Here is an 18,624-nt window from a genome sequence, read left to right on the forward strand (position 1 = left end):
AACCCGGAAGCTAAGCCCTCCAGCGCCGATGGTACTGCACTCGTGAGGGTGTGGGAGAGTAGGACGCCGCCGGACAAACTTTTCAGAAAGGGCCACCCCTCCGGGGTGGCCCTTTCTGCATATCCCGGAATGCTCGTGCCCAGTCAGTCCCGCGACTGCATGTCCGTGCGTAGGTTACGCAGCAGGCCGCCGGCGTCGCTGACCGACCGCCCCGGGAACATCGCCATCACCACGCTGCCGTGGTCGGCCCAGCCACAAACCGCGAAGTCGCCGCCCTCACCGCTGGTGTTGCCGCATTTCATCACGCCGCCCAGGTCGCCCGCGGGCACCTCGCGCAGACCATTCACCGGACCCGTCTCATCGGACATCAGGCGGAAGAGGCTGTCCAGGTCTCCCTCCGGCTGCCAGAGCAGGGTGGTGCCCCCGAAGATGAGCACCGAACGCTTGTCGTCGGCCGGGTCGCGGTAGACCGTGCCGAAGCTGCGGTCCAACTCGATGTCCGCCGCCAGACCACTGCGCAGGTAGTCGGCTGTGCTCTTCGCGCGCTCGCTGTCATCCCGGATCAGACCCGCCACCCGGTCAGGCGAGGTCAGCTGGGTGTCCTTCTGCTGCGCGATCCGCCACCCACCGACACCCAGCACCCCGGCACCCGCAAGGCCCACCACCAATGCGGCCGTCCAACCGATCTTGCGTCGTCGGGACCAGCCCTCCGACCGTTCGTCGGGGTCACCCCCGGAGTCTCGGGTGCTCAGCTGGATCGGCTCTTCGGTCAGCTCGACCGGCTCGCGGCCGCCGTCGAGCGACCGCTCGGTGAGATGTGCGTCGGACATAGCCGACACCGTACGCGAACCACAGGTGGCGCACGTCAGGTCTGCGGAAGCCCTCCGTAGACTTGTCAGGTGACCGAGAGACTGGATGCCCACCGCCCCGACGCCCCTACCCTTGCCGGCCAGTACCAGCCCGGCGAGGTCGAGCAGCGACGGTACGAGCAGTGGGTAGCCGCCGGGCACTTCCGGGCGACCGCCGACAGCGACAAGCCCCCCTTCACCATCGTGATTCCGCCGCCGAACGTCACCGGTTCCCTGCACATGGGCCACGCGTTCGAGCACACGCTGATGGACGCCCTGACCAGGCGTAAGCGGATGCAGGGTTTCGAGGCGCTCTGGCTGCCTGGCATGGACCATGCCGGTATCGCCACCCAGAACCTGGTCGAGCGTCAACTCGCCGCCGAGGGCCTCTCCCGGCACGACCTCGGGCGGGAAAAGTTCGTCGAGCGGGTCTGGCAGTGGAAGGCCGAGTCCGGCGGCGCCATCCTCGGTCAGATGCGGCGCCTCGGCGACTCCGTCGACTGGGACCGTGAGCGGTTCACCATGGACGAGGGGCTGACCCGCGCCGTCCAGACGATCTTCAAGAAGCTCTTCGACGAGGGCCTCATCTACCGGGCCAACCGGATCATCAACTGGTGCCCGCGATGCCTGACGGCGCTCTCCGACATCGAGGTCGAGCACACCGACGACGACGGCGAGCTGATCTCCATCCGCTACAGCGACGAGGTCGTGGTGGCCACCACCCGGGCCGAGACGATGCTGGGCGACACCGCGGTGGCGGTGCACCCGGACGACGAGCGCTACCAGCACCTCATCGGCACCGAGGTCGAGTTGCCGCTGACCGGCCGCCGCATCCCGATCGTCGCCGACGCCCACGTCGACCCGTCGTTCGGCACCGGCATGGTCAAGGTGACCCCCGCGCACGACCCGAACGACTTCGAGATCGGCCAGCGTCACGACCTGCCCGCCATCACCGTGATGGACGAGCGTGGCGTGATCACCGTGCCGGGCCCGTTCGAAGGGCTGGACCGGTTCGAAGCACGGCCCGCGATCGTGGCGGCGCTCCGCGAGCAGGGCCGGATCGTCGCGGAGAAGCGGCCGTACGTGCACGCGGTCGGGCACTGCTCGCGGTGTAAGACGACCGTCGAGCCGCGGCTGTCGCTGCAGTGGTTCGTCAACACCGCACCGCTCGCCCAGGCCGCCGGCGATGCCGTCCGTGACGGCCGGGTCCGCATCGAGCCGGCCGAGCTGGCCAAGCGTTACTTCGCCTGGGTCGACAACATGCACGACTGGTGCATCTCCCGCCAGCTGTGGTGGGGTCACCGGATCCCCGTCTGGTACGGCCCGCAGGGTGAGATCGTCTGTGTCGGCCCGGACGAGCAGCCGCCGACGGGTGACGGCTGGCGGCAGGACGAGGATGTGCTGGACACCTGGTTCTCCAGCGCGCTCTGGCCGTTCTCCACCCTCGGCTGGCCGGAGCAGACCCCGGACCTGGCCAAGTTCTACCCGACGAGCGTCCTGGTCACGGGCTACGACATCCTGTTCTTCTGGGTCGCCCGGATGATGATGTTCGGCCTGTACGCGATGGACGGCAAGCAGCCGTTCGACGTGGTGGCCCTGCACGGCATGGTTCGCGACGAGCATGGCAAGAAGATGTCCAAGTCGTTCGGCAACGTGGTCGACCCGCTGGACTGGATCGACCGGTTCGGCGCCGACGCCACCCGGTTCACCCTGGCCCGTGGTGCGAACCCCGGCCAGGACGTGCCGGTCAGCGAGGAGTGGTGCCAGGGCTCGCGCAACTTCTGCAACAAGCTCTGGAATGCCACCCGGTTCGCCCTGATGAACGGCGCGCACACCACGGGCGACCTGCCTGCTGCCGAGCAGTTGTCCACCGTCGACCGGTGGATCCTGTCCCGGCTGACGCACGTCACCGCCGAGGTCGACGAGCAGTTCGAGGCGTACGAGTTCGCCAAGGTGTGCGACCTGCTCTACCACTTCGCCTGGGACGACGTCTGCGACTGGTACGTCGAGCTGAGCAAGCCTGTGCTCGCCGCGGGTGGTGAGCGGGCGGAGACCAGCCGGCGGGTGCTCGGGCACGTGCTGGATCAGCTGCTGCGGCTGCTGCACCCGGTCATCCCGTTCGTCACCGAGGAGTTGTGGCTCGCGCTGACCGGTGGCGAGACGGTGCAGGCCGCTGCCTGGCCGGTGGCCGACCGGTCGCTGGTCGACGACGCTGCGGAGGCCGAGCTGGTCAGTGTGCAGCGGGTTGTCACCGAGATCCGACGGTTCCGTTCCGACCAGGGGCTGCGCCCGACCCAGCGGGTGGCCGCCCGGTTGGACGGCCTGGCCGGGGCTGGCATCGACGCCCACGAGCCGCTGATCCGTTCGCTGGTCCGACTGGACCCGGCCGGTGACGATTTCCAGGCCAGCGCCACGCTGGCCATGCCCGGCGCGGTCGGTGTCGCGTTGGACACCCGGGGGTCGATCGACGTGGCCGCCGAGCGGGCTCGGCTGACGAAGGACCGCGCGGCGGCCGAGAAGGAGGTCGCGCAGGCCCGGGCGAAGCTCGACAACCCGGCCTTCATCGGCAAGGCCCCCGAGCCGGTGGTCGCCAAGATCCGCGACCGGCTCGCCACCGCCGAGGCCGACCTGGTCCGGATCGACGCTGCTCTGGAGACACTTTCCTCGTGACCGACCGTACCGAATTCGCCGCCGTCGAGGCCGAGCTGAACGCCCGTGGCTTCACCCGCATGGTCTTCGAGCTGGACCGGATCGAGTCGCTGCTCGACCTGCTCGGCAGTCCGCAGCGGGCGTACCCCTCGATCCACCTGACCGGCACCAACGGCAAGACCTCCACCGCGCGGATGATCGACTCGCTGTTGCGGGCGCACGGGCTGCACACCGGCCGGTACACCAGCCCGCACCTGGAGACCGTCCGGGAGCGGATCAGCCTGGACGGTGAGCCGGTCAGCGAGGAGCGCTTCACGTCGGTGTACCGGGAGATCAAGCCACTGGCCGAGCTGATCGACGCGCGGTCGGACGAGCCGCTGACGTACTTCGACATGACCACCGCGCTGGCGTTCGCCACGTTCGCCGACGCACCTGTCGACATCGCGGTGGTCGAGGTGGGCCTCGGTGGCGCCGAAGACGCCACGAACGTCATCCAGGCCGGGGTCTGTGTGATCACTCCGATCGGGTTGGACCACACCGAGTGGCTGGGTGACACGCTCCAGGACATTGCGCTGGCCAAGGCCGGCATCATCCACCCGGGCGCCACGGTGATCGCTGCGGCGCAGGAGGAGGAGGCGGCCCGTCCGCTCCTCGACCGTTGCGCCGAAGTGGGAGCGACCATCGCTCGGGAGGGCACCGAGTTCGGCGTGCTGACCCGGGCGGTCGCGGTCGGCGGGCAGGTGCTCAGCCTGCAGGGCCTGGGTGGCGTCTACGACGACGTGTTCGTCCCGCTGCACGGCGCCCACCAGGCGCAGAACGCCGCCGTGGCGCTCGCCGCCGTGGAGGCGTTCCTGGGTGCCGGGGCCCGACGGCAGTTGGACATCGAGGCGGTCCGGGAGGGCTTCGCCTCGACCAGCTCCCCGGGGCGGCTGGAGCGGGTACGCAACGCCCCGACCATTCTGTTGGACGGCGCGCACAACCCGCACGGCATGGCGGCCACCGTCACGGCCCTGCAGGAGGAGTTCGCGTTCAGCAAGCTGGTGGCGGTGGTTGGAGTCCTCGCCGACAAGGACGCCGAAGGGCTGTTGGAGCTGCTTGAGCCGGTGGTCGACCAGCTGGTGGTCACCCGCAACAGCTCGCCGCGGGCGATGCCTACTGCGGAACTCGTCGAGTTGGCCGAGGAGATCTTCGGCGAGGAACGGGTGGAGTTGGCCGAGGAGATGCCGGACGCGATCGAGTTGGCGGTGGCGCTGGCCGAGGAGGACGTTCCCGGGGAACTCAGCGGGGTGGGGGTGCTGGTCACAGGTTCGGTAGTGACGGTCGCCGACGCCCGTCGGCTGCTGAAGCGATGACCGGCCCGGAGCGGGACCCGCGCGCCACCGAGGACCCGACCGGGTCACCGGCCGATCAGAGCTCAGCCGGGTCGCCGGCCGATCAGCCCACGGGGGAGGAGCCGGCGACCGGGCAGCCGCGCCGCTCCGGGTTGCGTAACCCGGAGCGGGCGGTACGCGGCTTGGGCGCCGGCACGCTCAGCCTGGAAGCGCTCGTGCTGCTGCTGGCGATCCAGCCGATCCGGGTGGTCGGCGGTGATCTGAGCGGTGCCGCGATCGGTGCCGTGGTGGCACTGGCGGTGGCCGCCGTCGTGCTCGCCGGCATGATGCGCCGCCCCTGGGCCTGGCATGCCGGCACCGTGCTGCAGGGCCTGCTGATGCTGGGGGGCCTGCTGCACTGGTCACTGCTCGGCCTGGGCATCATCTTCGCCCTGGTCTGGGCGTACGCGCTGCACGTCCGCCGGGTCATCCTCGGCTGACGTCCGACCCGGTTTGGTGGCACCTTGAGGTGGTGCGGGCCGGGTCAGGCCTCGGCGCGTTCACGCCACTGGGTGAGCGCGATGCCGTGGCCGTCCGGGTCGCGGAACGCCGCCGCCCACACCTCCAGCTTGGAACCTCGGTTGACCACCCGGGGCGCGTACGTGAATCGGACGCCCGACTCGCGTAGCCGCTCGTACGCCGCTTCGATGTCGTTGACCTCAAGGTTGACGTGCACGAGCCGGCGGCTGATGGGCGCGGCGCCGGTCACCTCGCGCAGAACGAGCCGGGTCGTGCCCGAGGCGAGTACGGCGTTGCCGGCACCCTGGTCGACCTCGGTGAAGCCGAGCACGTCACGGTAGAAGCCGAGCGAACGGGACAGGTCGGTCACCAGGAGGGTGAGGCCCACCCCGCTGATCGGCCCGGCCGGATCCGCAGCCGCGCCCCCGTCGAACCCGAAGATCGCTTCGTCCAGCTCGGCATCGGTGACGGTCTCCCGCGCCGCCCCGACCGGGGAGGGGTCGTCCAGCGGAAGGTCGATTGGGTCCAGTGGGTCGGTCGCGCCCGGGCGGGACCGCTGCGCCGGCGGCGGGTCGGAGCGCTGCGCCGGCGGGTCGGAGCGCTGCGCCGGCGGCGGGTCGAAGTGCTGCGCGGGTGGTGGGTCGGGTATCCGGTCGTCCTCCGGCAGATCGAACCGGTCACCGGCGGGCTCGTCGAAGCGCTCCTCGGCGGGTGGGCGCGGCGCCGGGGTGGCCCGCCGGGGCAGACCACCACTGGCCTGCTGCTCGACGACGACGCCCTCCAACACCACGGGGCCGCCCGGGCTCTGGCGCATCACCACGGGCTCGCGCTCCTCGGACACGACGTCCGGGTCGTCCCGCAGGGGGTCGGTGCGCAGAGGGTCGGGGCCGAGCGGGTCCCGGAACGGGTCGCGGAAGTCGTCCCGGACGTCGTCCTCCGGCGCGCGGTCGGCCCACGGCGGGGCATCCTGCTGGATCAGCACCTCGTCCATGGCGTCGCCATCGGCGAACTCCGGCGGGAGGTCGGCGACGGCGGCGGCGGTCTCGGCGTGCGTCGGCACCTCGTCCCAGAGGACCTTGACGTGCCGCTGATCGTCCAACGCGACCCGGATCGGCAGGGTCTGCCCCAGCGACGGCCACTTGGAGACCGGCACCCTCGGCTCGATGATCTTTTTGGATCGGGGCGGCAGACCAGGCGCGTCGATCACCAGTTGCAGTTCGCAGCGGCCGAACGCGTACTGGGTGGGTGGTTCGGAGGCGCTGTGCACGTGCCCGACGCCGACCACCCAGGTGCGCCCGCTGCCGCGTACGGTCGCCAGCGCGATCGCCAGCACCAGCAGGGCGACCCCGAGAGCCACGATGGCCCAACTGGTCATGCCCAGCCCGAAGAGGACGACGAACGTGGCCACGGTGCCCAGCACCGTGCCGATCAGCTTGCGTACCGGCGCGATGGGCCGGTTCCCGCCATTCGCCACAGTGGACCTCCTGGGGTCAGGACCAGGCTAGGCCGGATCGGCCACCGGGGGAAAGACCGGCCGCCGCGCCGGCGCCGGGACCGGGTCGCTAGGCTGACCGTACCGATCCCAAGCGTTCAACGCGTACAGGAGGAACCCAGCGTGTCCAGCAACAGCCCGGATGAGCGCAGCCTCGTTCTGATCAAGCCCGACGCGGTCCGCCGCGGCCTGGTCGGCGAGGTCCTCTCCCGCTTCGAGCGCAAGGGGCTGCGGATCGACGCGATGGTGCACCGGACGATGGACGCCGCACTCGCCGACGAGCACTACGCCGAGCACGTCGACAAGGCCTTCTACCCGCCGCTGAAGGGCTTCATGACCAGCGGTCCACTCGTGGCCCTGGTGCTCTCCGGCGACCAGGTCATCGACGTGGTCCGCGGGCTGGTCGGCGCGACCGACGGCCGCAAGGCCGCCGCCGGCACCATCCGGGGTGACCTGTCGCTGTCCAACCGGGAGAACCTGGTGCACGCCTCCGACTCGACTGACAGCGCCAAGCGTGAGATCGCGCTCTGGTTCCCCGAGCTGGGCTGACGCGACCCGGCCGGGGCCGACCGACGGCGGCGGGGTTCAGTCGACCGACGACAGTTTTGTCGGGTTGCCGACCACGTAGATTCCGGTGATCTGACCGCCCGCTGCGGCGATGCTGAGGGTGTACCGACTGCCGTCCGCGCGGGTGATCACCATCGCTGGTTCCCCGTTGAGTTCGATCCGATCGACCGTCATAGCGTGGCGTCGGCCGTAGATCCCGGCGTAGAACCGGGCGATCCGGTCCGCGCCGCTGACCGGGTTGAGGGCTGCCCGTACCCGCCCACCGCCGTCGTTCCAGGCCGTGGCGTCCGAGGCGACCAAATCGGTGAGCGTCGCCAGGTCCCCGTCCTGGGCGGCGGCCAGGAACGCCTCGAGCAGCCGTTCCCGCTCCGAGCGGCTGGCGGTGAACCGGCGCTGCTCCTGCCGCACCCGGGCCATCGCCCGATGATGCAGTTGCCGGCAGTCGGCAGCGGACCGGTCCAGGATCTCGCCGATCTCCGCGTACGGCAGCTCGAAGGCTGTGTGTAGGACGTACACCGCCCGCTCCGGCGGGGTGAGCCGCTCCAGGACGTGCAACAAGGCGGTGGAGAGCGAGTCGCGCAACTCCGCGCGGTCCAACGGCCCGAACGGCGAGGGCGCGGTCGGCACCGGTTCGGGCAGCCACGTCCCGACGTACGTCTCGTGGGCGGCCTGGCGGGCCCGCAGCCGGTCCAGGGCCAACCGGGTGACCACCCGGGACAGGTACCGGCGCGGCTCGTCGACAGTTGAGCGGTCCACACCCAGCCAGCGCAGGTACGCCTCCTGCAGCACATCCTCCGCGTCGTGCCGGCTGCCGAGCAGACGGTACGCGAGCCCGAGCAGCATCGGCCGGTGCGCCTGGAGCGCACCGGCCGCCTCTGCCGCTTCGGTGGTCACGCCTGGGCCGGAGGCTCCAACCGCATTGTCACTCCGATCCGATTCCACACGTTGATTGTGGCAATCGCCATGACGAGGTCGGCCAGTTCCTTCTCCGACCAGACCTTCGCGGCGTCATCCCACACCTCGTCCGGAACACCGTGCTCACCAAGCCGGGTGACCGCCTCGGTGAGCGCCAGTGCGGCCCGCTCCCGTTCGTCGAAGAACGGCGACTCCCGCCAGGCGGCGACCGCGAACAGCCGCCGGCTCGACTCGCCCTTGGCGAGCGCGTCCCGGCTGTGCATGTCCACGCAGTACGCGCACCCGTTGATCATCGACGCCCGCAGCTTGATCAGCTCAAGCACGGTGTGGTCGACGTTCGACTGGACGTACTTCTCCAGCCCCATGACGGCCTGGTACGCCTTCGGCGCCACCTCACCGGGATTCATTCGCTGCATGACTACCTCCCCTGCTCGGTTCGACACCGACACGACGTGACAGCCGGGGCGGGTCGTGACAGCCGGGGCTGTGACTCCGGTCATGCTCACCGGACAACCTGCGTTCCGATCCGCGTCATCCGCATCGACGATCGCGGTCATCTCCACCCGGTAGACCGACGGGGTCAATCCATGACCGGGAGGAAACATGACCGAGCTTGATCGACGTACCCTGCTGCGGGCTGGCCTGGTGGCCGGTGCCGGAGTCGCCGGCGGCGCCCTGCTGGGCGGTGCCGGTGCGACCGCGGCCCCGGCCTGGCGCCCGGCGGGACGCCCGGTGCTCACCCACGGTGTGCAGAGCGGTGACGTCACCGCGGACTCGGCACTGGTCTGGACGCGGGCCGACCGGCCGGGCCGGATGCTGGTCGAGGTGAGCCGTCGGCCGGACTTCCGGGGCGCGCGGAAGCTGCGCGGCCCGGTGCTCACCCCGAACGGCGACTTCACCGGGAAGGTCCGGCTGCGTGGCCTGCCGGACGCCGAGCGGCTGCACTACCGGGTCCGGGTCGAGAGCCTGGACCGGCACGGGGTGGTCAGTGAGCCGCTGACCGGGTCGCTGACCACCGCGCCGGGACGGCAGCGGCGCCGCGACGTGAAGTTCGTCTGGACCGGCGACGTCGTCGGGCAGGGCTGGGGGATCGACCCGAACTTCGGCGGGATGTCGATCTTCCGTGCAATGCGGGAGACCCGGCCGGACTTCTTCCTGTGCAGCGGCGACACGGTGTACGCCGACGGCCCGCTGGTCGAGTCGGTGACGCTGCCCGACGGCCGGATCTGGCGCAACCTGGTGACCCCCGAGAAGAGCAAGGTCGCCGAGACGCTGGCCGAGTACCGGGGGCAGTTCGCTTACAACCTGCTCGACAAGCACCTACGGGAGTTCGCCGCCGTGGTGCCGCAGATCAACCAGTGGGACGACCACGAGGTCCTCAACAACTGGTACCCGGGGGAGATCCTGGACGACCCGCGCTACACCGAGCAGCGGGTGGACGTGCTCGCCGCCCGGGCCCGGCAGGCATTCAACGAGTGGCTGCCGGTGCCGGTCGATGGCCCGATGTACCGGCGGCTGTCGTACGGACCGATGCTGGACGTGTTCGTGCTGGACATGCGGACCCACAAGGACCCGAACGACGGCAACACGTACGCCGACCCGAAGCGCGGTCTGCTCGGCCGCGAGCAGCGGGAGTGGCTGATCCGGGAGCTCAAGCGGTCCACGGCGACCTGGAAGGTGATCGCCAACGACCTGCCGATCGGGGTGGTGGTGCCGGACGGTCCGACTGCGCAGGAAGGTGTCGCGCAGGGCGACCCGGGCGCACCGGCCGGGCGTGAGCTTGAGTTCGCCGAGGTGCTGCGGGCCACCCACCGCGCTGGGGTGACCGGCATGGTCTTCCTCACGGCCGACGTGCACTACTCCGCCGCGCACCACTACGACCCGTCCCGTGCGGCAGTCGGTGACTTCACCCCGTTCTGGGAGTTCGTCTCCGGGCCCGCGCACGCCGGGGCGTTCGGCCCGAACGCGCTGGACGGCACGTTCGGCCCGCAGGCGGCCTTCGTGCACGCCCCGCCGCTGGCGAACAGCTCGCCGGCGGAGGGCTTCCAGCACTTCGGTGAGGTCTTTATCGACGGGAAGTCGGAGGCCCTGACGGTCCACCTCCGCGACCGCGACGGGGCCTCCCTCTGGTCCACCACCCTCCCAGCCCCCTAACCCACCCCCGCCCCCGGGACCGGAACCGGCCTGGCCCCGGTCCCGGGCGCCTCGGCCCGGTCCCGGGGGCCTGACCCCGGTTGATCATGAGGTTATCGTCACGACACGCCGGTGCGGCCGGCAATAACCTCATGATCAACGGGGTCGAGAGGGCTGAGGGCCGGGGCCGGGGACGGGGGACGGGGTGGGGTTACAGGGTTTCTAGGGAGGCTCGGCGGCGGGACTCGGCTTCGAAGACCTTGAGCAGGAGCGCGGCGAGGACGGCGTAGGCGACGGCGATGGCGAGTTCGGCTGCGAGTTGGGGTGCGGCGGCCTGGAAGCCGTCGCCCGCGACCAGCCGACGGGCCGCCTCGGCGGCGTGGGTGATCGGCAGCAGCTCGCCGGTGACCCGCATCCAGGTCGGTAACTCGGCGGCGGGCACGTTCACCCCGGTGAGCAGGAGCAGCAGGGCCACCGCCACGTTGGAGACCAGCCAGACGTCGCGGAACCGCAGCCCTATCGCACCAAGCGTCAGGCCGAAGAACCCGCAGGCCAACGCCGCCACCGCCAGGGTGAGCAGCAACCCCGGCAGCGCGTCGAGCGGCATCCGGAGGCCGAGCAGCAGCGACGCGGCGGTCATGGTGGTCACCGCGATCAACAGCCCGTTGCCGGCGTACGGCAGGACTCGGCCGAGGAAGACCGCGGTGCGGCTGCGCGGCGACAGCAGGACGTGCCCGAGGGTGCCGAAGCGGCGCTCGTTGGAGACCGCCATCGTGCCGCCGAACACGCAGGCCAGGGAGGCTGCCAGCACGGCGTTGCCGGTGATGTAGAAACCGTCGTCGGCGACCCCGAGCTGCCGTCCCAGGTAGGCGAAGAAGAGCAGCTGGAACAGCGGGCCGATGAGCAGTGTGCCGACGAACATCGCCGGGGTGGTCCAGTTGAACAGTGCCCGGTAGGCGATCACGCCACCGGTGCCGACCAGGCGGAGCAGTGCGGTCATCGTCGCCTCCTCAGGCCAGAGCGAGGGTGGCCGCCGCGCGGGCTCGCCGCTCGACGTGGGTCATCATGATCGCGCCGAGCGCCAGGCAGGCCAGGCTGATCGCCAGGCAGACGCCGAGCGACGGCCAGACCGGCCCGCTGCCGGTGGTCGCCTCGCGGACCGCACGCGCTCCCCAGGTGGTGGGCAGCACGGCGGCGATCGGGCTGGTCCAGCTGGGCAGCGCGGTGATCGGCACGAGCATCCCGGAGACCAGCCAGATCGGGTACTCCAGCGTGTTGGTCAGCGCGTTGGCGTTGCGTAACAGCACGAACGTGGAGGCGAGCAGCAGGCCGAACATGCCGAGCCCGATGATGCAGCCGGGCACCGCGACCGCGAAGGCCAGCGGGTCGGCGAAGGTCAGCGGGATGCCGTACAGCAGGCGACCCCAGGCCAGCGTGGCGACCATGGCGTACGTGCCGGTGAGCGCGGTGGCCAGCGTGATCGGCAGGACCACCAGGGCCGGCGGCCGGGGCGCCAACATGATCATTTCCAGGGTGCCCTGCCAGCGCTGGTTCTGGATGGCGCCACCGGAACCGAACAGCACCGACGACCAGATGCCCATCAACCCCGCCCCGACGGCGGCCTCCAACAGCCGGCCCGGCTCGCCACCCGCCCGGAACAGGTAGACCGCCAGGGTCGCCTGCACCACCGGCACGATCAGCGCCGTAGCGATCTCGAACGGCGACCGGCTGAGCTGCTTGGCGTGCAGCAGCGCGCCGAGCGCGATCATCCGCAGCGTCCTCACCCGGCCACCGCCGCAAGCGGGCGGGCCTGCGCGTCGACCCGGTTCACGATCGCCACGTACGCGTCCTCAAGGGTGGGTTGCCGGGCCGTGACCCGGCCCAGCCGCACCCCGTCCAGCGCGCGTAACACGTCTGCCTGCACGTCCACCCCCGCATCGGACTGCACGGTCAACACCTGCGCCGCACCGGCGACGACCACGCTCGCCTCCCGTACCCCGGGCAGGGCGTGGATGGCGGTGAGCTGGGCGTCGCCGACCCCGTACGCCTCCACCTCCAGCACCTGCCGGCCGTCCGCGTGGTGCCGCAGTTCGGCGGGGGTGCCGAGGGCCTGGATCGTGCCGTTCGCGATCACCGCGATCCGGCCGCACAGCTCGTCGGCCTCGGCCATGTAGTGCGTGGTGAGCAGCACGGTGGTGCCGGTGGCGGCCAGCTCGGCGACGGTCTGCCGCAGCTCCCGGGCGGCCACCGGGTCCACACCGATCGACGGCTCGTCGAGGAAGAGGACGTTCGGCCGGTGCAGCAGGCCCCGGGCGATGTGCAGCCGCTGCCGCATGCCGCGGGAGTAGCCCTCCACCCGGTCGTTCTCCCGGCCGGTCAGCCGGACCAGCTCGAAGAGTTCGGCGATCCGCCGCTTCTGCTCCCGCCCCGGGACGCCGTACAGCTCGGCGAAGTAGCGCAGGTTGTCCCGGGCGGAGAGTCGGTCGTACAGGCCGCGGTCGCCGCCGAACACGTACCCGATCCGCCGGCGCACCTCCCGGGTCTGCCGGACCACGTCGAAGCCGCAGATCCGGGCCTCGCCGGCGGTCGGGATGAGCAGCGTGTTCAGCAGCTTGATGGTCGTGGTCTTACCAGCGCCGTTCGGTCCCAGCAGGCCGAACAACTCCCCGTTGCCGACCGTCAGGTCGACGCCGCGGACCGCCTCCACCTCGCGGCGCTGTGGACGTAACCATCCCGTGCGGCTGCGGTAGGTGCGGTGCAGCCCCACCGCCTCAATCGCGTGTTCGCTCATGCCCGGAGGCTAGAAGTGGCCGGGGGTGGTGGGAAACGAATTCGGATCCGACCGAATGTTCAGGCCGAGGCGGTCGTCAGCTCGTCGCCGATCAGCTGTACCAGGGCCAGGCCGGCTGGTTCCAGGCCGTACAGCACCCGGCGGCCGACCCGCCGGCGGTGCACCACACCGGCGCTGAGCAGCGCGGAGAGTTGCTCCGAGACGGTGCTCGGTGCCAGCCCCAGGGTGGCCGCGAGGCCGGCGGTGCTCGCCGGCCGGGTCAGCGCCCGCAGCACCTGGGCGCGCCCCCTACCGACCAGCACCGCCAGCCGGTCGGTGGTCGGCCCGGTCCCGATCGCTGGGGCGGGCGTGCCCTCGGCGAGCAGTGCCGCGCCGCGCGCCTGATAGGAGACGGCGACGATCTCCGGGTGATCGGTGGAGCAGGCGAGCGCGCCCCGCGAGAAGATCAACGGGATCAGCAGCAGCCGCTGGCCGACCGCCTCGAAGTGCTGCTCCAGCGGCTTGACCAGGGTCAGCACCGGCTTGTCCCAGCGCACCCGCTCGTGCAGGTCGGCCAGGAGCGCGTCTGGACCGTGCGCGGCGAGCGCCCGCGCGCGGTGCAGCACCTCCTCGTCGAGCGCGGCCCGCATCGCGGGCCACCAGGGCGCGATGGCCGCATCCCAGTACGCCTCGATGCCGTCGGCGAGCCGGTCCAGGGCGGCCTGCCGGTCCGTGACGAACGGGCTCAACCAGCCGGGCACGTCGTCAGGGTGGTGGTAGCGGGGGATCTGCTCGGCGATCACCTCCGCCGGCGTTGCGCGCAGCTCGGCGAGCTGCTCGGCCAGGGTCGGCGCGGCAGACGTGGGGACCGGGCTGAGAAAATCCGGTGCGCGCGAACCGATGGCCAGCAGCCGCGCCGGCGCGGTCGCCGGCACCTCGTCGAGCACCCGCCGCGCGTGCCGCGCCCAACCGGTGTACGGCCAGGGCGCCTCCCCCTGGTTTCGCTGCAACACGTAGAGGCTGGTCATCACCTCCCAGAGCGGGCTGGTGGCGATCCGGGTACGGGCCAGCGTCGGCTCGTCCAACTCGATCCGGATCACCCGGCCAGCCTAGGCGGCGTTCGGCGGGCGGGATTACTCGGCGGCGGACCGGTGGGCGGGTCGAGTATCGTGAGCACCGTAAGGCGATGACCCGGCCATCACCGGTGAGCCTCCGGAAGAACAGCCGGGCAACCGGCCCAGTAGAACCGGACGGGTGCGGCCCGTCACAGCCGGCAAATGAGCGGGCGGTCGATCCTGACCGCCAAGCGGGGTGGTACCGCGGACCACCCGGGAGCGCCGTTTTTCCAGGCGTACCCCGGACGGTTCGTCCTCGCAGACCCACGTTGAGTGAGCTGCATGAGGAGAGCGACCCCCGATGGCCTATCCGATGCACGACCCGACCGCCGCCGGTGTCCCGGCGAGCCCGGACCTGCCCGCGGTCGAGCGCCGGGTGCTGGAGCACTGGACGGCCGACAAGACCTTCGAGGCGTCGATAGAGGCCCGTCCGGCCGGCGACGACGGCAAGAACGAGTACGTCTTCTACGACGGCCCGCCGTTCGCCAACGGCTTGCCGCACTACGGCCACCTCTTCACGGGCTACGTCAAGGACGTGGTGCCGCGTTACCAGACCATGCGCGGCCGGCACGTCGAGCGGCGCTTCGGCTGGGACTGTCACGGCCTGCCCGCCGAGGTGGTGGCCGAGAAGCAACTCGGCATCACCAGCAAGGCGGAGATCGTCGACCTGGGCGTGGCCCGGTTCAACGAGGCCTGCCGTTCCTCGGTGCTGGAGTTCACCCAGGACTGGGAGCGGTACATCAACCGGCAGGCCCGCTGGGTCGACTTCACAAACGACTACAAGACCCTCGACCTGGACTACATGGAAAGCGTCATGTGGGCCTTCAAGACCCTGCACAACAAGGGTCTGATCTACGAGGGCTTCCGGGTGCTGGCGTACTGCTGGCGCTGTGAGACGCCGCTGTCGAACACCGAGACCCGGATGGACGACGTCTACCGGGACCGGCACGACCCGACGCTGTCGGTGTGGTTCGGGCTGACCCCCGACGAGTCCGCCCCGGAGTTGCTGCGCGGCGCCGTGAAGCTGGGCGTCTGGACCACCACGCCGTGGACCCTGCCGTCGAACCTGGCGCTCGCCGTCGGCCCGGACATCGAGTACGCGGTGCTCGAACGCGACGGCGAGCGGTACGTCGTCGGCGCGGCGCGGCTGGCCGCGTACGCCAAGGAGTTGGACGGTTACGAGCAGGTCGGGACGGTGTACGGCCGGGACCTGGTCGGGCGCCGCTACACCCCGCTGTTCGACTTCCTCGTCGAGCAGGCCGGGGACAACGCCTACCAGGTGCTCGGCGCGGCGTTCGTCACCACCGAGGACGGCACCGGGATCGTGCACCTGGCGCCGGCGTTCGGTGAGGACGACCAGGACGTCTGCAACGCTGCCGGCATCCCCACCATCGTCACGGTCGACGATCACACGCGATTCACCGCGCTTGTCCCGCCATACCAGGGCGAGCAGGTCTTCGACGTCAACAAGCCGGTGATCCGGGAGTTGAAGGAGCGGGGGGTGGTGCTCAAGCAGGACACCTACACCCACTCGTACCCGCACTGCTGGCGCTGCGACACCCCGCTGGTCTACAAGGCGGTGTCGTCGTGGTTCGTGGCGGTGACCCAGTTCCGGGACCGGATGGTCGAGCTGAACCAGCAGATCAACTGGACGCCGGGGCACATCAAGGACGGCTCGTTCGGCAAGTGGCTGGCCAACGCCCGGGACTGGTCGATCAGCCGGAACCGGTTCTGGGGCTCGCCGATCCCGGCCTGGAAGTCCGACGACCCGAACTACCCACGGTTGGACGTCTACGGCTCGCTCGCGGACATCGAGCGGGACTTCGGCGTACGCCTGACCGACCTGCACCGACCCGCGGTGGACGACCTGGTCCGCCCCAACCCGGACGACCCGACCGGCAAGTCGATGATGCGCCGGGTGCCGGAGGTGCTGGACTGCTGGTTCGAGTCCGGTTCGATGCCGTTCGCCCAGGTGCACTACCCGTTCGAGAACGCGGACTGGTTCGAGCACCACTACCCGGGTGACTTCATCGTCGAGTACATCGGGCAGACCCGCGGCTGGTTCTACACCATGCACGTGCTGGCCACCGCGCTGTTCGACCGGCCGGCGTTCCGCAACTGCCTCAGCCACGGCATCCTGCTCGGCTCGGACGGGCGCAAGATGTCCAAGAGCCTGAGCAACTACCCGGACGTCTACCACGTCTTCGACGCGTACGGCTCAGACGCGATGCGGTGGATGCTGATGTCCTCGCCGGTGCTGCGCGGCGGCGACATGGCGGTCACCGAGGCGGGTATCCGCGACGCCGTCCGGCAGGTGCTGCTGCCGCTGTGGAACGTCTGGTACTTCTTCACGCTCTACGCCAACGCGGACTCCCACACCGCTCGTCGCAGGACCGACTCGACGCACCTGCTCGACCGGTACGTGCTGGCCAAGACGAACGAACTGGTGTCGACGGTCGGCGCGCAGATGGATGCGTACGACATCTCCGGTGCGTGCGCCACCGTCCGGTCCTACCTGGACGCGCTGACCAACTGGTACGTGCGTCGCTCCCGGGACCGATTCTGGTCCGGTGACACAGAAGCGTTCGACACGCTCTGGACCGTGCTGGAGACGCTCTGCCGGGTGGTGGCACCGCTGGCACCGCTGACCGCGGAGGAGATCTGGCGCGGGCTCACCGGGGAACGCTCGGTGCACCTGACCGACTGGCCCGAGGCGACCGAGTTCCCGGCCGACCACGACCTGGTCGCCGCGATGGACGCCACCCGGGCGGTCGCCTCGGCGGCGCTGTCGCTGCGCAAGGCCAAGGGCCTGCGGGTACGCCTGCCGCTGTCCACGCTGACCGTGGCCTCGCCGGCGGCGGAGCAGCTGCGCCCGTTCGCCGACCTTGTCGCCGACGAGGTCAACGTGAAGGCGGTGGAGTTCAGCGCCGAGCTGTCCGAGTACTGCGAGCAGGTCCTGACCGTGGTGCCCCGGGCGCTCGGCCCGCGGGTCGGCAAGCAGGTGCAGCAGGTCATCAAGGCGGTCAAGGCGGGCGATTGGGAGCTGGTCGACGGCGCCCCGGTGGCCGCTGGCGTCACCCTCGCCGAGGGCGAGTACGAGTTGCGCCTGGTCGCCGCCGACGCTGAGCACTCTGCGCCACTGCCCGGCTCCGAGGGTGTGGTGGTGCTGGACACCGAGGTCACCCCGGAGTTGGCCGCCGAGGGGCTGGCCCGCGACGTGGTGCGGGTGGTCCAGCAGGCACGCCGGGACGCCGACCTGGACGTCTCGGATCGGATCGTGGTGTCGGTGTCGGCGTCCGAGGAGGTGCGTGCGGCGGTGACCGCGTACGCCGATTTCGTCTCCGGGGAGGTGCTGGCCGACTCGGTGGACTTCGCCGAGGGCCTCGACGGCTTTGCCGGTGAGGTCGGCGAGGGTGATCGGGTAACGGTTACAGTCCGCCGCGTGTGAGGAACCCGCCCTTCCTGACGCCTCGTGCGTAGGAAGGGCGGGACCATCGTCAGGGTGCGGGCGCCTCACCACCTCCGTCTGGGAGGTGCGGAGGCGTCCGCTACCGTGACACCGCCTGTCCGCACCTCATCTGCCGGAGGACCAGTGCCCCTGCTCTACACCATCGGCAAGCTCGCCGTGGGGCCCACGCTGCGGTTGGCGTTCCGCCCGACCGTGGAGGGGCTGGAGAACGTTCCGGTGACCGGCGGCGCGATCTTCGCCGGCAACCACCTCTCGGTGGCCGACGAGCTGTTCCTCGGCACGGTCGTGCCCCGGCATCTGGCGTTCTGGGCGAAGTCGGAGTATTTCAAGGGCACCGGCGTGAAGGGCGCGATCTCCAAGTTCGTCCTCACCGGTCTGGGCGCCATTCCGGTCGAGCGGGGCGGCGGTCGGGCCGCGCTGTCCGCGTTCGACGCGGCGATTCCGGCACTCAAGGGCGGTGACCTCGTGGTGGTCTACCCGGAGGGCACTCGCTCGCCCGACGGCAAGCTCTACCGGGGGCGGACCGGGGCGGTTCGGCTGGCGACCTCAACCGGCGTGCCGATCATTCCGGTCGGCATGATCGGCACGGACAAGGCGCAGCCGATCGGTGCCCGGGTGCCCCGTCCCGGCACTGCCAAGATCACCATTCGGTTCGGCAAGCCACTGGACTTCAGCGGACGGCCGACCGACCGCACCTCACTGCGGCAGATGACCGACGAGATGATGAGCGAGATCCAGAAGCTCACCGGCCAGGAGTACGTCCCCCGCTACGCCCCGCCGCGCGCCCACCCGCATCCGACCCGCGAGGCCTGACCCGAAGCGCGAGGCCGGACCCGA

15 protein-coding genes and 1 rRNA gene are annotated in these 18,624 nt (G+C 70.6%); 8 read left to right on the forward strand and 8 right to left on the reverse strand.

Annotation, left to right across the window (positions count from 1 at the left end; genetic code table 11):
• Nucleotides 1-75 (forward strand): 5S ribosomal RNA (gene rrf, locus ACLQ28_RS31915); the annotation flags it as partial.
• Nucleotides 76-143: 68 nt separating this feature from the next.
• Here rrf and ACLQ28_RS31920 read toward each other — a convergent pair.
• The gene (locus tag ACLQ28_RS31920) at nucleotides 144-830 is read right to left on the reverse strand and encodes a hypothetical protein (protein ID WP_425689976.1); all 687 of its coding nucleotides are present in this window, start codon (nucleotides 828-830) and stop codon (nucleotides 144-146) included.
• Nucleotides 831-899: 69 nt separating this feature from the next.
• On the opposite strand from ACLQ28_RS31920, the gene ACLQ28_RS31925 reads away from it, so the two are divergent.
• Genes ACLQ28_RS31925 through ACLQ28_RS31935 form a run of 3 tightly spaced genes read left to right on the forward strand, consistent with a single transcriptional unit; the run spans nucleotide 900 to nucleotide 5,307 of the window.
• Nucleotides 900-3,518: a valine--tRNA ligase gene (locus tag ACLQ28_RS31925; RefSeq protein WP_425689977.1), complete on the forward strand. Its 2,619-nt coding sequence runs from the start codon at nucleotides 900-902 to the stop codon at nucleotides 3,516-3,518.
• Entirely contained in the window at nucleotides 3,515-4,849 is a 1,335-nt protein-coding gene (locus ACLQ28_RS31930) for a bifunctional folylpolyglutamate synthase/dihydrofolate synthase (protein ID WP_425689978.1), read from the forward strand. Before ACLQ28_RS31925 ends, ACLQ28_RS31930 begins: the two co-directional genes overlap by 4 nt.
• Complete coding sequence (locus ACLQ28_RS31935; RefSeq protein WP_425689979.1) at nucleotides 4,846-5,307, forward strand: DUF4233 domain-containing protein; 462 nt, start codon at nucleotides 4,846-4,848, stop codon at nucleotides 5,305-5,307. Before ACLQ28_RS31930 ends, ACLQ28_RS31935 begins: the two co-directional genes overlap by 4 nt.
• A gap of 44 nt (nucleotides 5,308-5,351) precedes the next feature.
• Here the strand turns inward: ACLQ28_RS31935 and ACLQ28_RS31940 are convergent, their stop codons facing one another.
• Nucleotides 5,352-6,800, reverse strand: coding sequence for a VOC family protein (locus ACLQ28_RS31940; RefSeq protein WP_425689980.1), 1,449 nt, complete (start codon nucleotides 6,798-6,800; stop codon nucleotides 5,352-5,354).
• Between the two features lie 141 nt (nucleotides 6,801-6,941).
• On the opposite strand from ACLQ28_RS31940, the gene ndk reads away from it, so the two are divergent.
• On the forward strand, nucleotides 6,942-7,367 hold the full coding sequence (gene ndk / locus ACLQ28_RS31945; protein ID WP_425689981.1) for a nucleoside-diphosphate kinase: 426 nt from the start codon (nucleotides 6,942-6,944) through the stop codon (nucleotides 7,365-7,367).
• A gap of 36 nt (nucleotides 7,368-7,403) precedes the next feature.
• Here the strand turns inward: ndk and sigJ are convergent, their stop codons facing one another.
• Both sigJ and ACLQ28_RS31955 read right to left on the reverse strand, forming a co-directional pair.
• Nucleotides 7,404-8,279, reverse strand: a complete 876-nt coding sequence (gene sigJ / locus ACLQ28_RS31950; protein WP_425689982.1) for an RNA polymerase sigma factor SigJ — start codon at nucleotides 8,277-8,279, stop codon at nucleotides 7,404-7,406.
• Nucleotides 8,276-8,707 carry a carboxymuconolactone decarboxylase family protein gene (locus ACLQ28_RS31955; protein WP_425690018.1) on the reverse strand — a complete coding sequence of 144 codons (432 nt, stop codon included), beginning with the start codon at nucleotides 8,705-8,707 and terminating at the stop codon, nucleotides 8,276-8,278. The genes sigJ and ACLQ28_RS31955 overlap by 4 nt, the downstream gene beginning before the upstream one ends.
• 196 nt (nucleotides 8,708-8,903) lie before the next feature.
• Here ACLQ28_RS31955 and ACLQ28_RS31960 point away from each other — a divergent pair, with 196 nt between their 5' ends.
• Nucleotides 8,904-10,454: an alkaline phosphatase D family protein gene (locus ACLQ28_RS31960; RefSeq protein ID WP_425689983.1), complete on the forward strand. Its 1,551-nt coding sequence runs from the start codon at nucleotides 8,904-8,906 to the stop codon at nucleotides 10,452-10,454.
• A gap of 190 nt (nucleotides 10,455-10,644) precedes the next feature.
• On the opposite strand, the gene ACLQ28_RS31965 is transcribed toward ACLQ28_RS31960, so the two are convergent.
• From ACLQ28_RS31965 to ACLQ28_RS31980, 4 genes are read right to left on the reverse strand one after another with little or no spacing between them, the layout of a single operon-like run.
• The gene (locus ACLQ28_RS31965; RefSeq protein WP_425689984.1) at nucleotides 10,645-11,433 is read right to left on the reverse strand and encodes an ABC transporter permease; all 789 of its coding nucleotides are present in this window, start codon (nucleotides 11,431-11,433) and stop codon (nucleotides 10,645-10,647) included.
• A gap of 10 nt (nucleotides 11,434-11,443) precedes the next feature.
• Nucleotides 11,444-12,217, reverse strand: a complete 774-nt coding sequence (locus ACLQ28_RS31970) for an ABC transporter permease (RefSeq protein WP_425689985.1) — start codon at nucleotides 12,215-12,217, stop codon at nucleotides 11,444-11,446.
• Complete coding sequence (locus ACLQ28_RS31975) at nucleotides 12,214-13,224, reverse strand: ATP-binding cassette domain-containing protein (RefSeq protein ID WP_425689986.1); 1,011 nt, start codon at nucleotides 13,222-13,224, stop codon at nucleotides 12,214-12,216. The genes ACLQ28_RS31970 and ACLQ28_RS31975 overlap by 4 nt, the downstream gene beginning before the upstream one ends.
• Nucleotides 13,225-13,283: 59 nt before the next feature.
• On the reverse strand, nucleotides 13,284-14,303 hold the full coding sequence (locus ACLQ28_RS31980; RefSeq protein ID WP_425689987.1) for an ArsR family transcriptional regulator: 1,020 nt from the start codon (nucleotides 14,301-14,303) through the stop codon (nucleotides 13,284-13,286).
• Between the two features lie 316 nt (nucleotides 14,304-14,619).
• On the opposite strand from ACLQ28_RS31980, the gene ileS reads away from it, so the two are divergent.
• Together ileS and ACLQ28_RS31990 are read left to right on the forward strand one after the other, a co-directional pair.
• The gene (gene ileS / locus ACLQ28_RS31985; RefSeq protein WP_425689988.1) at nucleotides 14,620-17,766 is read left to right on the forward strand and encodes an isoleucine--tRNA ligase; all 3,147 of its coding nucleotides are present in this window, start codon (nucleotides 14,620-14,622) and stop codon (nucleotides 17,764-17,766) included.
• Nucleotides 17,767-17,910: 144 nt separating this feature from the next.
• Nucleotides 17,911-18,600 carry a lysophospholipid acyltransferase family protein gene (locus tag ACLQ28_RS31990; protein ID WP_425689989.1) on the forward strand — a complete coding sequence of 230 codons (690 nt, stop codon included), beginning with the start codon at nucleotides 17,911-17,913 and terminating at the stop codon, nucleotides 18,598-18,600.
• Nucleotides 18,601-18,624: the final 24 nt, after the last annotated feature.

This window comes from Micromonospora sp. DT201 (genome assembly GCF_049841575.1).
Classification (GTDB): domain Bacteria; phylum Actinomycetota; class Actinomycetes; order Mycobacteriales; family Micromonosporaceae; genus Micromonospora.